This is a genomic window from Ruegeria sp. HU-ET01832, assembly GCF_040371315.1.
Taxonomy (GTDB): domain Bacteria; phylum Pseudomonadota; class Alphaproteobacteria; order Rhodobacterales; family Rhodobacteraceae; genus Ruegeria; species Ruegeria lacuscaerulensis_A.
Genome location: NZ_BAABWL010000001.1, coordinates 1044777 through 1058704, shown reverse-complemented (window position 1 = coordinate 1058704; position 13928 = coordinate 1044777). Strand labels below are relative to the sequence as shown.

At 57.1% G+C, this 13928-nt stretch carries 16 protein-coding genes; 13 read left to right on the top strand and 3 right to left on the bottom strand.

Annotated elements, in window-relative coordinates; translation table 11 throughout:
* The first annotated feature begins 172 nt into the window (after nt 1–172).
* Both ABWV79_RS05305 and ABWV79_RS05300 read left to right on the top strand, forming a co-directional pair.
* Nucleotides 173–1885: an amidohydrolase gene (locus ABWV79_RS05305; RefSeq protein WP_353390776.1), complete on the top strand. Its 1713-nt coding sequence runs from the start codon at nt 173–175 to the stop codon at nt 1883–1885.
* Between the two features lie 349 nt (nt 1886–2234).
* Nucleotides 2235–2981: an FkbM family methyltransferase gene (locus tag ABWV79_RS05300; RefSeq protein ID WP_353390774.1), complete on the top strand. Its 747-nt coding sequence runs from the start codon at nt 2235–2237 to the stop codon at nt 2979–2981.
* Nucleotides 2982–3066: 85 nt separating this feature from the next.
* Here ABWV79_RS05300 and ABWV79_RS05295 read toward each other — a convergent pair whose 3' ends face one another.
* Together ABWV79_RS05295 and rpe are read right to left on the bottom strand one after the other, a co-directional pair.
* Nucleotides 3067–3285: a hypothetical protein gene (locus tag ABWV79_RS05295; protein WP_353390772.1), complete on the bottom strand. Its 219-nt coding sequence runs from the start codon at nt 3283–3285 to the stop codon at nt 3067–3069.
* 113 nt (nt 3286–3398) lie between these two features.
* Nucleotides 3399–4085 carry a ribulose-phosphate 3-epimerase gene (gene rpe / locus ABWV79_RS05290; RefSeq protein ID WP_353390770.1) on the bottom strand — a complete coding sequence of 229 codons (687 nt, stop codon included), beginning with the start codon at nt 4083–4085 and terminating at the stop codon, nt 3399–3401.
* A gap of 168 nt (nt 4086–4253) precedes the next feature.
* On the opposite strand from rpe, the gene phnC reads away from it, so the two are divergent.
* The 5 genes from phnC to ABWV79_RS05265 all read left to right on the top strand — a co-directional run bounded on the left by phnC (nt 4254) and on the right by ABWV79_RS05265 (nt 8972).
* On the top strand, nt 4254–5075 hold the full coding sequence (gene phnC / locus ABWV79_RS05285; RefSeq protein ID WP_353390769.1) for a phosphonate ABC transporter ATP-binding protein: 822 nt from the start codon (nt 4254–4256) through the stop codon (nt 5073–5075).
* Between the two features lie 63 nt (nt 5076–5138).
* A complete protein-coding gene (gene phnD, locus ABWV79_RS05280; RefSeq protein ID WP_353390768.1) occupies nt 5139–6041 on the top strand; it encodes a phosphonate ABC transporter substrate-binding protein in 903 nt (300 codons plus the stop codon).
* Nucleotides 6042–6110: 69 nt separating this feature from the next.
* On the top strand, nt 6111–6992 hold the full coding sequence (phnE, locus tag ABWV79_RS05275) for a phosphonate ABC transporter, permease protein PhnE (RefSeq protein WP_353390767.1): 882 nt from the start codon (nt 6111–6113) through the stop codon (nt 6990–6992).
* Nucleotides 6989–8335: a phosphonate ABC transporter, permease protein PhnE gene (gene phnE, locus ABWV79_RS05270; RefSeq protein ID WP_353390765.1), complete on the top strand. Its 1347-nt coding sequence runs from the start codon at nt 6989–6991 to the stop codon at nt 8333–8335. The genes phnE (ABWV79_RS05275) and phnE (ABWV79_RS05270) overlap by 4 nt, the downstream gene beginning before the upstream one ends.
* 22 nt (nt 8336–8357) lie before the next feature.
* Nucleotides 8358–8972, top strand: coding sequence for an LbetaH domain-containing protein (locus tag ABWV79_RS05265; RefSeq protein ID WP_353390763.1), 615 nt, complete (start codon nt 8358–8360; stop codon nt 8970–8972).
* 163 nt (nt 8973–9135) lie between these two features.
* Here the strand turns inward: ABWV79_RS05265 and phnF are convergent, their stop codons facing one another.
* Nucleotides 9136–9846, bottom strand: coding sequence for a phosphonate metabolism transcriptional regulator PhnF (gene phnF, locus ABWV79_RS05260; RefSeq protein WP_170354798.1), 711 nt, complete (start codon nt 9844–9846; stop codon nt 9136–9138).
* 103 nt (nt 9847–9949) lie between these two features.
* Between phnF and phnG the strand changes: the two genes are divergently transcribed.
* The 6 genes from phnG to ABWV79_RS05230 are packed head-to-tail and all read left to right on the top strand — an operon-like array spanning nt 9950 to nt 13928.
* On the top strand, nt 9950–10408 hold the full coding sequence (gene phnG / locus ABWV79_RS05255; RefSeq protein ID WP_170354800.1) for a phosphonate C-P lyase system protein PhnG: 459 nt from the start codon (nt 9950–9952) through the stop codon (nt 10406–10408).
* On the top strand, nt 10408–10983 hold the full coding sequence (gene phnH, locus ABWV79_RS05250) for a phosphonate C-P lyase system protein PhnH (RefSeq protein WP_353390762.1): 576 nt from the start codon (nt 10408–10410) through the stop codon (nt 10981–10983). Before phnG ends, phnH begins: the two co-directional genes overlap by 1 nt.
* A gap of 2 nt (nt 10984–10985) precedes the next feature.
* Nucleotides 10986–12077 (top strand): carbon-phosphorus lyase complex subunit, encoded by a 1092-nt coding sequence (locus ABWV79_RS05245; protein WP_353390760.1) that lies wholly within the window; start codon nt 10986–10988, stop codon nt 12075–12077.
* Nucleotides 12074–12670 carry an HAD family hydrolase gene (locus ABWV79_RS05240; RefSeq protein ID WP_353390758.1) on the top strand — a complete coding sequence of 199 codons (597 nt, stop codon included), beginning with the start codon at nt 12074–12076 and terminating at the stop codon, nt 12668–12670. The genes ABWV79_RS05245 and ABWV79_RS05240 overlap by 4 nt, the downstream gene beginning before the upstream one ends.
* Nucleotides 12667–13527, top strand: a complete 861-nt coding sequence (locus ABWV79_RS05235; protein WP_170354806.1) for an alpha-D-ribose 1-methylphosphonate 5-phosphate C-P-lyase PhnJ — start codon at nt 12667–12669, stop codon at nt 13525–13527. The genes ABWV79_RS05240 and ABWV79_RS05235 overlap by 4 nt, the downstream gene beginning before the upstream one ends.
* Complete coding sequence (locus ABWV79_RS05230) at nt 13524–13928, top strand: VOC family protein (protein ID WP_353390756.1); 405 nt, start codon at nt 13524–13526, stop codon at nt 13926–13928. The genes ABWV79_RS05235 and ABWV79_RS05230 overlap by 4 nt, the downstream gene beginning before the upstream one ends.

Here is a 13928-nt window from a genome sequence, read left to right as displayed (position 1 = left end):
TCAAATTGATGCTAAAATATTTCACATTGAAATGTTTGGATTGAAAAGGAACCTCAGGATGCCTTTAGCAATACGTTCGCTTTGTTTTGCCGCAGCAATTTCTTTTTCAGCCACTTGTGCGTTTACACAACAAATTGCCGATCGTATTTATTCAGGCGGCCCCATTGTAACGATGAATGATGCACTCCCTTCCGTCCAAGCGGTCGCGGTCAAGAACGGTCGTATTCTGGCGGTTGGATCTCTGTCTGATCTCTCTGTGCATGAAGGTGAGGGCACACAAACTTTCGATCTGAATGGGCGCGCACTTCTTCCGGGCTTTGTTGACAGTCATGGGCATGTTGTGATGGGCGGGCTGCAGGCATTGTCGGCCAACCTGCTTTCGCCACCTGACGGAGAAGTCACGGATATCGCCAGCCTGCAAGCCACACTGTCGAATTGGGCAGAAGAAAATTCAGAGGCCGTCGAACAGGTGAAAATGATCGTTGGTTTTGGATACGACAACGCTCAACTGCAAGAGCTGCGTCATCCCACGCGAGAAGACCTTGATGTAGTTTCCAGGGACTTGCCCGTCATAATTATCCATCAGTCCGGGCATCTGGGAGTCGCGAACACAAGGGCTTTGGAGTTGGCTGGCATTACAGCCGCTTCAGAAGCTCCTCCGGGTGGCGTGATTCAGCGCGATGAAGAAGGCGAACCCAACGGTGTTCTGGAGGAATATGCCTTTTTCTCGGTTCTTGTGCCGATGCTGGGAAATCTGGGTGAGGAAGGTCTGGTGGCCTTCGCCCGCGCCGGAGCCGACCTTTGGGCCAAGTTTGGATATACGACCGGACAAGAGGGGCGATCTTCTGGTGAGATCGTAGAGGTTCTAAGAAAGGTCGGTGCCACGGAAGGACTTCCCATCGACGTTGTCGCGTTTCCTGACGTATTGGAGGCCCGGGATTATATTCGCGATAACACCTCTGCGGACTACGTTGACCGGGTTCGGGTCGGCGGCTGCAAACTTACAATCGACGGGTCCCCGCAGGGTTTTACTGCTTTGCGGGATCGTCCCTACTATGATCCAGTCGGCACCTATGATGCCGGCTACGCAGGATATGCTGCAATAACAATGGATCAACTGCAGGACGCTGTGAACTGGTGTTATGAGAATGGGTTCCAGATCCTCGTGCATTCAAACGGAGAAGGCGCGTCGGACATGCTGATTGCCGCACTGGAAGAAGCGCAACTCAAATATGACGATCCGGGCAACCGCCCGGTTCTGGTGCACGGGCAGTTTCTGCGGGAAGATCAAGTGGCCAGCTTCAAGCGCCTCGGGGTCTTTCCATCACTTTTCCCGATGCACACTTTCTATTGGGGCGACTGGCACCGTGATCATACTGTTGGACCAGTGAACGCCGACAATATCTCGCCCACTGGATGGCTCCGCGAACGGGATATGATTTTTGGCACGCATCACGACGCGCCAGTCGCCTTTCCAGACAGTATGCGTGTTCTTGCGGCAACGGTGACCCGCCGCACCAGATCGGGTGATATTCTTGGGCCGCATCAGCGGGTTGATGTCTTGACCGCTTTGAAGGCGATGACGATCTGGCCCGCGTGGCAGCACTTTGAAGAGGACAGCAAGGGCTCAATTGAGGTCGGAAAAGTTGCGGATTTTGTGATCTTGTCCGATGATCCCACGTCTGTGAATCCAGAGACTTTGGCGGGCCTCAAAGTGCTTGTAACCGTCAAGGGGGACGAGATTGTCTACGAGGCTGAGGAAGGCGTCGAAGAAGGCAAACTGCAGTTTTTCCCGTTTTCAACAGACCCTGTCATTGCCCATCTTTTCATGCACGCAGTCTATCAAGGTCTGAGGGTCGAAGAGCCTTGGCTTGTAAAGAACTAAGGTATGGTTGATCGGTTTAACTGCAGAGGCGTCAACTCGAGTCTGGTTGCAGGGTAAGACTTGATGGCGCTCTCATTGCGATGACGGGCGAAGGAAGTCATTTCGACAGCGCCCGTATTGATTGTAGTGGTCTTGAGTATGCGGCGGCGCGTACGGGACTAATCGCCGAATAATCTCAGGCCCTGATGTTGATTCAACCGCTTATTCTGCTGCGTTTTGCAAATAGGTTATTTGGGAACGCATATTCCATTCCACCAACGAGATTCCCGATTGTGCTTTGTCAGTCATGGTGTTTCTTTAGCCGTGCCGTCGCATGGGATGCCTTCCCCGCGCATAGGAGAGCTTAAGAATGGACGACACCGAAATACGCTTGACCCGACGTCTGAAACGTCGAGGGTACCAAGTTTCCCCTGACAAAGAGACAGGCAGTTACATCGCAGGTCTGGGGTTCGATGTTGCGACAGTTTTCGATGTCGGTGTCGCCGGTGGGACGGCGCACCTGTACGAGGCTTTTCCGACGACAAAATTCGTGTTGATCGAGCCGATCTCTGAGTATGAGGACAAGCTGAGACGAAATTGGAGCGACAAGATCGACTTTGACTTTCATGCCTGCGGAGTCGGCTCCCAGGCCGGGCAAACGACGCTGCGTATTCCAACAGTCGGCCACCGTTCCATGGGCACGAGAGCTACCATGATGACGTTTGACGAGGCTGCGCGTGCCCAAACTAAGGCCATCGAGGAACGTCAGGTCCCGGTTCGGACGTTGGACGACATTGCCGTGGACTATCAGGGGCCCTATGGGTTGAAGATTGATACCGAGGGTTTCGAAGTCGAGGTGATCAAGGGCGCTTCAGAAATGCTGAAAAACTGCGCCTTTGTCTTGGCCGAGGTCTCGGTCCGGCGCCGTTATGAAGGTGGCTATAAGTTCAGTGATTTTGTAGCCGCTATGGCCGCGCATGGATTTGAACTACACGATTTTATTCGGCCACCTTCGCCCGAGGCGACCGACTGCGATGCAATCTTCGCACCATTTGAAGGCCCGAGATTTGATTATCGAGACGCCAAGCTGTCGCGCATCGTTCAGAAAAGCAAGTAAACCAAGAACACTCGACCGGGCAGGGTGTGGATCTGCTACCTGACTATCAAAATCCGGTCTGCCCCAGCCAAGGACTGGTGCTGTGCTAGATGACGTCAGCCAGCACCAGACGAATGATGTCTTCGCGTTTCAGGCCACGTGCGCGCAGCTCGTCGTCGTTCATCAACCAATATGCGCGAATTCGGCGCACTGAAGACCGGGCCGTGGCGACCCGGTTCTGTAACATGCGCAGTTTTTGGGGCAGGATGCCGACAAACCCGACCGGGTAGGCGGTATACGGGCGGGGTGTGGTTGCTTTAGCCATGGACGTGTATCGCAGGTTTTGAAATGGACCTTCGGCATCTAAACGATTGAAGGATGCTCAGGTAGCTCGGATTGTTCATATCCGATGTGCAGCACGCGCAATGAAGCGCCTTGTTAAAGCGCTGACTCTGCTGTCGCGCGCACATTGCGGATGTTTTCGCCATAGACGTCAGGGTTGGAAACCGAGCCACCCTTGAAGACTGCCGAGCCAGCGACCAGAACATCCGCGCCAGCGGCTGCTACCAACGGTGCGGTGTTTGGGTCGACGCCTCCATCAATCTCGATATGGACAGGTCGATCGCCGATCATCTGGCGCAGGCGGCGAACTTTGGCTGTCATATCAATGAATTTTTGACCACCAAAACCGGGGTTCACCGTCATGACGCAGACCAGATCGGTCAGGTCCAACAGGTGTTCGACCGCTTCGGCCGGGGTGCCGGGGTTTAGTGCAACACCAGCCTTCATGCCCGCAGCGCGGATCGCTTGCAGGGTTCGGTGAGTGTGCGGCCCTGCCTCAACATGCGCGGTCAGGATATCGGCCCCGGCGTCGGCATATGCTTGAATATAGGGGTCGACCGGAGCGATCATCAGATGGACGTCCATCACCGTCTTCACATGTGGGCGAAAGGCTTTGACCGCAGGCGGGCCGAAGGTCAGGTTCGGAACGAAATGGCCGTCCATCACGTCCACATGGACCCAATCGGCCCCCTGCGCTTCGATCGCCTGAATCTCGGCCCCGAAATTGGCGAAATCGGCGGAGAGGATCGACGGTGCGATCTTGATGCTTCGGTCAAAGGACATGTGTGGCCTCGTTTCAGTGTCTAAGAGTCGGCCCGCATATACCTGCGGTAGGCGCAGAAGTGTAGAGCCATCGATCATTGGCGCTGCGTTACAAAACTTTCACCCAAGTTACACATAGCCGTTGAAGATTGCCTTTAGCAGACCGCCAACACGAACTGGGGGTGGCCTGTGCTGCACATCAAGAAACTGACCAAGCGCTTCGGTGAAAACGTCGCAGTCGATTTAGCCACGTTGGAAATAGATAAACCCTGCATGATTGGCATCATCGGTCGTTCGGGGGCAGGGAAGTCGACCCTGCTGCGGATGATCAACCGTCTGACCAACGCGAGCGACGGAGAAATCCTTTTCGGTGGCCGTGATGTCACCAAGCTGAAGGGCCGCGACAAGCGTGCCTGGCAGGCCGATTGCGCGATGATTTTTCAACAGTTCAATCTGGTGCCGCGCATGGACGTGGTATCGAACGTTTTGCACGGTACGTTGAACCGCCATTCTACGCTGGCGACCATGTTCAACATGTTTCCTATGGCCGATATCCACCGCGCCATCGACATTTTGGATCGGTTGGGCATTGCAGAACACGCGCCTAAACGCGCCGAGGCGCTTTCAGGTGGGCAGCAACAGCGGGTCGCCATCGCGCGCGCGCTGATGCAGGACCCAAGCATCATTCTGGCGGACGAACCCATTGCCTCGCTGGATCCGATGAATGCGCAGGTCGTCATGCAGGCACTGCGCCGCATCCATGAAGAAGACGGCCGCACAGTCATCGCCAACCTGCACACGCTGGATACTGCGCGCCGCTATTGCGACCGCGTTGTCGGTATGCGTGACGGTCGCATCGTGTTCGACGGCCTGCCCGAGCAACTGACAACCGGCGTCGCCCGCGAGATCTATGGCGCTGATGCCAGCTTCTCGGAAGAGGCGACATCGACCGAGATTGAGACGCTGGATGCGACTCAGAAGGCCCTGATGGAAGCGGAAGCAACCATCTAAGCCAGCCACCCCTTTCATCGACCGGCCGATGAAAGGCCGGCATATCAAACCGGAGAGAGACAGATGAAAAAACTGATGGCAGCCTTGGTGGCCACAACTGCAATGGCCGCGCCGGCCCTGTCCGCGGATATCAACGAATTCCGCATCGGCATTCTGGGCGGTGAGAACGCTCAGGACCGTCTGAACAACAACGAATGCCTGCGCGAATACACCGAGGAAACACTGGGTGTTGAAACCAAGCTGTTCGCACCGGCGGACTATGACGGCGTGATCCAGGGCCTGCTGGGTGGCACCATCGACATGGCGTGGCTGGGTGCTTCGGGTTATGCGAAAACCTACCTGTCTGATCCCGAAGCGGTCGAGCCGGTTCTGGTCAAGGTCAACACCGATGGCGGTTATGGCTATTTCTCGATCGGTTTTGCGCGCAAAGACAGCGGCATCACCTCGCTGGAGGACATGAAGGGCAAGACCTTTGGTTTTGGCGATCCGAACTCGACCTCGGGCTACCTGATCCCGTCGATCGAAATCCCTGCGGCAACGGGTTCCACCATGGAATCGGGCGACTATTTCGGTGAGGTGAAATTCACCGGTGGCCACGAGCAGACCATCGTTGCCGTGAACAACGGTGACGTCGATGGCGGCGTGACCTGGGCGGACGGTCTGGGCGATTGGGAAGATGGGTATCAGTCGGGCGCGCTGCGTCGCGCTGTTGATGCCGGTCTGGTCGACATGAACGACATGGTCGAAATCTGGAAATCCAAGCCGATCCCCGAAGGCCCGGTTGTTCTGCGCACCGCGCTGCCTGCAGACGTAAAAGAGAAAATGACTGCTCTGATGGCTGGTCTGGCTGAGAAAGACCGTGAATGCTTCTACGGCGTTGCTGCTGGTGAAGCCCGCGCGTTCGAGCCGATCACCCACGAAGCCTACGAAGTCATTATCGAAGCACGCAAGCTGAAGTCCAACTAAGCCTGCACACCCCAAAGACCGGGGTCCGGTGTTCCAAGCCGGGCCCCGTTTTCCACTCAGGAGCATTCCATGACAGACCTGACCGCAGGGTCCCCGACCGTCGACCAGATCCGGGCCGACTATACCGAGATGACACGACGCAAGCGGGTCTACGGTGGTATTCTTCTGATTGTTTTCGTGGCCTTGATGGCCGCCGGGTTTCGTACGGCGGATGACCGCAACGCGGGCAGTTTCGCGGATGGTTGGCACCGTATCTTTGACTACCCGGCAGAGGTGCTGTCCGAAGCCTGGGAAAAGATCGACGCGCTGCCTGCCAATCTGGTCAAGTTTTTCCCGGCGCTGGTCGAGACGATCAACATCGCCGCTGCGTCCACACTGATCGGCACCATAGCGGGTACGTTCCTGGCGCTGATGTCCACACGCGGAATGGCGCTCTGGCCTGCGCTGATCCCTCTGTTCCGGCGTATCGCCGATATCTGCCGCGCAATTCCTGAAATCGTGATCGCTCTGGTCCTGATCTTTATTCTGGGTGGTGGCCCGGTTCCGGCGATGATCGCCATTGCAATCCATACGGCTGGCGCACTGGGCAAGTTGTTTTCTGAGGTAAATGAGAACGCCTCACTCAAACCTGTCGAGGGTTTGGCTTCGGTCGGCGCGAACTGGTCGCAGCGCATGTACCTGGGCGTGATCCCTCAGGTTGGGCCGAACTATGTCAGCTACGCGCTGCTGCGGTTCGAGATCAACATTCGCGCCTCGGCCATTCTGGGTTTCGTCGGTGCAGGTGGTCTTGGCTATGAGCTGCGCAACTCGATGTCCTGGGGGCAGGGCAAGTACGATCAGGCTGCCGCGATTTTCTTGCTGTTGTTCGTCACAATTGTGGTGGTCGACCAAATCTCGGGCCATCTGCGCGATCGCCTGACCCACGGAACCGAGAAAGGAGCGCGGGCATGAGCACCTTCGCCACTGACCTCACCCTTGATGAGTTGAAGGCCGAGGCTGATCGTCTGTTCAGCCGAAAGCGCCTGATCAATTTTGGATTGCCTGCGTTGGTGCTGGTCTATCTGACCTATGTGTTTTTCGCTTTCGACGTGCCCGGATTGGCCGGACGCGCCAACTGGGAAAACGGCAAGACGCTTGTGGCTGACAGCTACAGTTACAAAACCCACATCGAGCGTGACAATCGCACAGGTGAAGTCTCGGCCGCAATCGAAGGTGAGCGCAAGGGCGCTTATCCCGAAGGCCAAGCGCCGGATTGGGTCGCTCTGGGCGAGACCACGGTGATTGATTTGGAAGACGGACATATCGTGCGGTTTGGCCCTGAGACGGTGGAATATGACATCCCAGGGTATGGCACGGTGCGTGCAACGCCGACCCGTTCGGCGGGCGTTCAGGCCGAGCTACCCGCAGGCGACGTGCCCGATTGGATCAATGTCTCAAAGAACCGGATGGCGATCACCACGGATGCGGGCCGCCTGACTGTGACGCGCAACCGGTCCGAAGTGTTCCGCTATTTCAACGGGTGGGAGCTGTTCTTCTTCACCCTCGATAGCCCCTACTATGGCAAGTCGGTCCCGCAACTCATCGGGCTGGCCGCAAATGGTGAGGCGGGCGCGATCCTGAATGATTTCTGGACTAACAAGATGTGGCGCCATCAGGACGTGGCCTGGGCCATTTTCGAGACGATCCTGATGGCCTTCCTCGGAACCTTGGGGGCGGGCATGGTGGCCCTGCCGCTGGCTTTCCTTGCGACTCGCAACTTCAACCCGTTGGGAACGGTTCGGTTCCTCACGCGTCGAGTATTTGATTTTGTGCGCGGTGTGGACGCTCTGATCTGGACGGTCGTTCTGGCGCGGGCTTTTGGTCCCGGTCCGCTGACGGGTGCGCTGGCCATTCTGGTGACAGACACGGGGACGTTCGGCAAGATTTTTTCGGAAGCGCTGGAGAATGTGGATCAAAAACAGATCGAAGGCGTCCAATCGACCGGGGCCAACGCGCCGCAACGTTATCGGTTCGGGGTGATCCCGCAGGTGACGCCGGTGCTGCTCAGCCAGTTGCTCTATTTCCTCGAATCCAACACACGCAGCGCCACTGTGATTGGTGCGATTACGGGCGGTGGGATCGGCTTGTTGCTGACGCAGGCGATTATCACCCAGAAAGACTGGGAAGAGGTTGCCTACTACATCGTTCTGATCATCCTGATGGTGATGCTGATGGATTGGTTCTCGGGCTGGTTGCGCCGCCGATTGATCCAGGGCGAAACGAAATCCAAACGGGTAAAAACCAAGACCGCGTGAGTGTTGGTCCAGAGGAACTTTCATGCCAAGACTGCGAGCGGATCAGCCATTCATCCATCCCGATTGTGCGATCATCAACAGCACGTTTGGTGAATACGTCGAAATAGGTGCCGGGACGCGCTTGGCAAACGCGATCTTCGGGGATTATTCGTATTGCGACCGAACGTGTGACATTGCAAATGCGCGGATCGGCAAGTTTGCGAACATCGCCAGCTTTACTCGGATCGGTGCGACGGATCATCCTTATGCAAAGGCTTCCTTGCATCATTTTTTGTACCGCTCAGCAGACTACTGGGATGACGCCGAAGACGACGCGGATTGGTTCCAGCATCGCGCAAGCCGGGTGACGGAAATTGGCCATGACACATGGATTGGCCATGCAGCTATTATCAAGCCCGAAGTTACCGTGGGTCACGGAGCAATCATTGCTTCTGGTGCGGTCGTCACCAAAGACGTTGCGCCTTACAGCATTGTGGGTAGGGTTACGGCCGATCTGATCCGTCCACGCTACCCGGATGGCGTAGCAGAGCGTATGTTGACTTTGGCGTGGTGGGATTGGGACAACGCGCGTTTACGAGCTGCCTTGCCGGACTTTCGAATGCTCGACGCCGAAGCCTTTTTGGAGAAATACGAATAGGCCGAGGACCTGTTTGACATGTGCTCTCGCGCCCGCGTGCGCATCGGCTTCGCCGACGCGCTCTGGCGGCCTTGGACCGGGCGCCGCGCTTTGCGCGGCGCTACGCCCAACGGGATGAGACCTCCGGAAGGAGGGCGAAGACGGGCGGGAGCGTTCTGGTCGCCTACTCGTTGTCCATCGTAAGTGTGACTCTTTCGCCTGCAAAATAGGTTCGTCCGAATTCAACGGGAATTCCGTTCGTATCTGCGTTTACGCCCACTGAGTACAGGACCGGAGCGCCTTCGCTGAGTTGCAGATGCAGCGCTTGTGTTGGCGTCGCGGCGCGGGCCGTCAGCCGTGTCGATACACGAACGTAATCCTCGACCCCGCATTGCTGCAGCGCTTTGGTCACCGACCGGGTCTCTACCAGTGCGGCAAGAATGCCCGGCAGACGCCCAGCTGGAAAGACGCTTTGAAAAAGCCCGATCGGCTGACCGTCGGCCAGGGAAAGACCATCGTAGACATGAACGGCTTCACCTTCGGATAGTTCCAAAGCTTCAGCTTCGGCCACATCAGCCGTTCGAGTGGTAAGGGTAAGGATTTTCTTGCCAGGAATCTTGCCGCTGGCCGAAATGCTCTTGTGGTAACGTACGCGTTTCCCGATGGGGTAATCCGTCGGGCGCGCCGTCACGAAAACTCCGGCTCCTCGTCTCGAGCGTACCAAGCCTTGGTCAGACAGATCTGACAAAGCCCTGCGGACCGTATGGCGATTGACCCCGTATTTGGCAGCCAGCTGCGCTTCGGTCGGTAGGCGATCACCAGTGTTATAGCGGCCTTCTGCAATGTCGGTTGTCAGGCTAAGAGCGATGCTTTTCCAAACTGGCGATTTGCCCATGTCACTAAATCTTCACAAGTAAGCGGATTGCGGTCCGCGGGGTTAAGATGTATTATTTGTCTAGTTGTATAGTGCAAGTAGACAACCCAGCCAAGAGGGTTTGATGGCAGATCTCGATAAACCAACGGATGCAGAACGTCGGCAATGGATGGGCGTGTTGGCCCGCGCGCCCGAGGACGCGCTGATGGCCCTTTGGGACAAAGTCCAACTGCGCCCGACATTTGAATGGCTACGCGCGCCCGAGATTGGCGGGGTAATGGTTCGGGGGCGCACCGGCAGCACGGGGGCTCCGTTCAATCTTGGTGAAATGACCGTAACCCGGTGTTCGCTGGTGTTGCAGGGCGGTGCCGTCGGTCATGGCTATGTTCAGGGCCGGTCGAAGCCTAAAGCCGAAGTCGCTGCCCTTGTTGACGCGCTGATGCAGACAGCAACGGCCGAGACCATCCGCGCCGAAATTATCGCCCCTTTGTCAAGGCAGATGCAGGACGCACGAGCCAAGCGGGCGGCCAAGGCGGCGGCGACAAAGGTCGAATTCTTTACTCTGGTCCGAGGAGAAGACTGATGAGCGCGCATCTTCAATTCTCAGGTGGTTTTGCGAATGCCCCGATCGAGGCGGCCTACGCCTTTCGGGCCGCAATGACGGTCATGGCGCGACCTGGCCAAATCCGATCAATTGCTGGCGCGCGCCCACCCGAGCCATTGTCTCAAGCAGCGGGTACTTTGTTGCTGACCTTGTGTGACCCGGATACAAGGGTCTTTCTCGCGGGCGCAGCAGACACTGACGCAGTGCGCCAATGGCTGACCTTTCACACCGGCGCGCCGATTGTCGAAGCGTCCAGCGCGGATTTTGCAGTAGGGGCATGGGCGGACCTGCAACGCAATTCCAACTATCGCATAGGCACACCGGAATATCCTGACCGCTCGGCTACTCTGATTATCGAGTTTGAAACGCTTGCGCAGAACGGGGCAATACTGACAGGGCCGGGTATTCGGGACCGGTCAGAATTGTCTTTACCGGATGTCGCGGTCTTTCAGGACAATTCGGCTCTTTATCCTTTGGGATGTGATTTCTTTTTCACCTGCAGAGACAAAGTCGCGGCCTTGCCGCGCAGCACGCAAATAACGGCGGGATCATAAGAATGTACGTAGCGGTCAAGGGCGGCGAAAAAGCCATCGACAACGCGCATTCCTGGTTAGCAGAGGAGCGGCGGGGATCAACGGATATCACCGAACTGTCGATCGCCCAGATCCGAGAACAGTTGAGCCTTGCGGTAAATCGGGTCATGGCCGAGGGCTCTCTGTTCGATCCCGATTTGGCCGCGCTGGCCATCAAACAGGCGCGTGGTGATCTGATCGAAGCAATCTTTCTGATCCGCGCCTATCGCACCACGTTGCCGCGATTTGGCTATTCCAACCCTGTCCAGACGGGCGATATGGCCTGCGACCGTCGCATCTCGGCCACGTTCAAGGACGCTCCGGGCGGGCAGGTGCTGGGGCCGACTTTTGACTACACCCACCGGCTGCTGGATTTCAAGCTAGCTGCAGATGGCAACGACACGGTTGCACCCATGGCCGGGCCGCGTACCGAGCCTACGCCTCACATTACCGAGTTCCTAAAGGGTGAAGATATCATTCAGGACGAACCCACTAGCGACGACCTGCCGGGCGACTTGACCCGCGAACCGATGGAGTTTCCCTCTACCCGCTCGCTGCGCTTGCAATCACTGACACGCGGCGATGAGGGGTTCGTGCTGGGCATGGCCTACTCAACCCAGCGCGGATACGCCCGCAACCACGCTTTTGTGGGAGAGTTGCGGATCGGTAAAGTCGCGGTCGAAATGGACATCCCCGAGCTGGGCTTTGCCATCGAGATTGGTGAGGTTGAACTAACCGAATGCGAGACAGTCAACCAGTTCAAAGGCTCAAAAACCGAACCGCCGCAGTTCACTCGTGGCTATGGTCTGGTCTTTGGCCAGTCCGAGCGCAAATCCATTGCCATGGCTCTGGTCGACCGCGCCTTGCGCTGGAAGGAGCTGGGTGAGGACAATTTGGGCGCGCCCGCGCAGGATGAGGAGTTCGTCCTGAGCCACGCAGATAACATTCAGGCCACCGGTTTCCTCGAACACATCAAACTGCCGCATTACGTGGATTTCCAGTCCGAACTGGAACTGGTCCGAAAACTACGCCGCGAGGCCGAGGAACGGATTACGCCAAAGGAGGCTGCGGAATGAAGGTCGTTGTATTCGATATCGGCGGCGTATTGGTTGATTGGCACCCCCATCTTGCCTGGGTTGACGATCTGGGGTCCGAGGACGCCGCCCACGCCTTTATCGAACGCACCGGGTTCAAAGCCAAAAACGCGCGGGGAGACAATGGCGAGCTGTTCTCCGATATGGCCAAAGAGTTGGCGGACCCAAAGGATCAAAACCTGTTCGCCTCCTACGTGGAGCGATATACCCTCACCGTCCAAAACGCGGTGCACGGTACTTGGGATATCCTCGATCGCCTCAAGGCAAATGGAACCCCCGTCCACGCCATCACCAATTGGTCGGCTGAAACCTGGCCAGAGGGTTTGAAGGTGCACCCCCGGTTGGGTGAGGTGTTCGGCACGTTAGTGGTGTCCGGTCAGGAAGGCGTAATGAAGCCCGACCCGCGTATTTTTAGACTTCTTTGCGAACGTACCGCTGTCAAGCCCCAAGACTGCGTGTTCATCGACGATGGTTTGCACAATGTCGAAGGTGCGTGTGCCGTGGGAATGGACGCTATTCATTTTGTCGGCACCGAAGCACTGGAAGCCGAATTGTCCGAGAGAGGAATACTATGAGCGAGTACAATTTCGCCTATCTCGACGAGCAAACTAAGCGGATGATCCGGCGGGCGATCCTCAAAGGACTGGCTGTACCCGGATATCAGGTGCCTTTTGCCAGCCGCGAGATGCCGATGCCTTATGGCTGGGGTACCGGCGGGGTGCAGGTCTCGGCCGCGACGCTGACGCCGGATGATACGTTCAAGGTGATTGATCAGGGCGCGGACGACACGACCAATGCGGTCTCGATCCGTAAGTTCTTTGAGAATACCGCCGGGGTCGCGACCACCGAAGAAACCGAAAAGGCCACTGTCATCCAGACCCGCCACCGGATCCCCGAGGCGGAACTGACCGAGGATCAAATCCTCGTCTATCAGGTGCCAATTCCCGAGCCTCTGCGCTTTCTGGAACCGCGTGAGACGGAAACGCGCAAGATGCACGCGCTTGAAGAATACGGGCTGATGCATGTGAAGCTGTACGAAGATATTAGTCAGCACGGGGCAATTTCGACCTCATACGCCTATCCGGTAAAAGTGTCCGGGCGCTATGTGATGGATCCGTCTCCGATCCCTAAATTCGATAACCCCAAGCTGGAAATGGACGCGATCCAGCTGTTCGGCGCGGGGCGCGAGCAGCGCATCTATGCGGTGCCGCCGCACACCAAGGTCGTCAGCCTAGATTTCGAGGACTATCCGTTCGAGGCGACCAAAGCAGACCATCCCTGCGACCTGTGCGGGGCCGAAGACAGCTATCTGGACGAGGTGATCATGGATGACGCGGGCAACCGGATGTTTGTCTGCTCCGACACCGATTACTGCCGCTCGCGCCGCGCGGCGGGGCATGAGGGGCGTTTGGCCAAGGAGGATGCAGCATGATGCGTGAACACGTACTGGGAATTGATCATCTGGGCCTGACGGTTTCGGACCTTGAGGCGACCAAGGCGTTTTTTGTCGAGGCGCTGGGCTGGGATGTGGTTGGTGGACGGCCCGAGTACCCCTCGGCCTTTATCAGCAACGGTTCGGCGGTTCTGACCCTTTGGCAACAAAAGGGCGAAAATCAGCACGGCTTTGATCGTCATGCCAATGTCGGGCTGCACCATGTGGCGTTCAAAATCCCATCGCGCGAGTCTTTGGATGTGGTGTTTGCCGCTGTGAAAGACTGGCCCGGCGTTCAGTTGGAGTTTGCCCCCGAACCTTCGGGTGCTGGGCCAAAAATCCATTTCATGATCCGAGAGCCCGGAGGCAACCGGATCGAATTTGCCTATGATCCGAGGTAA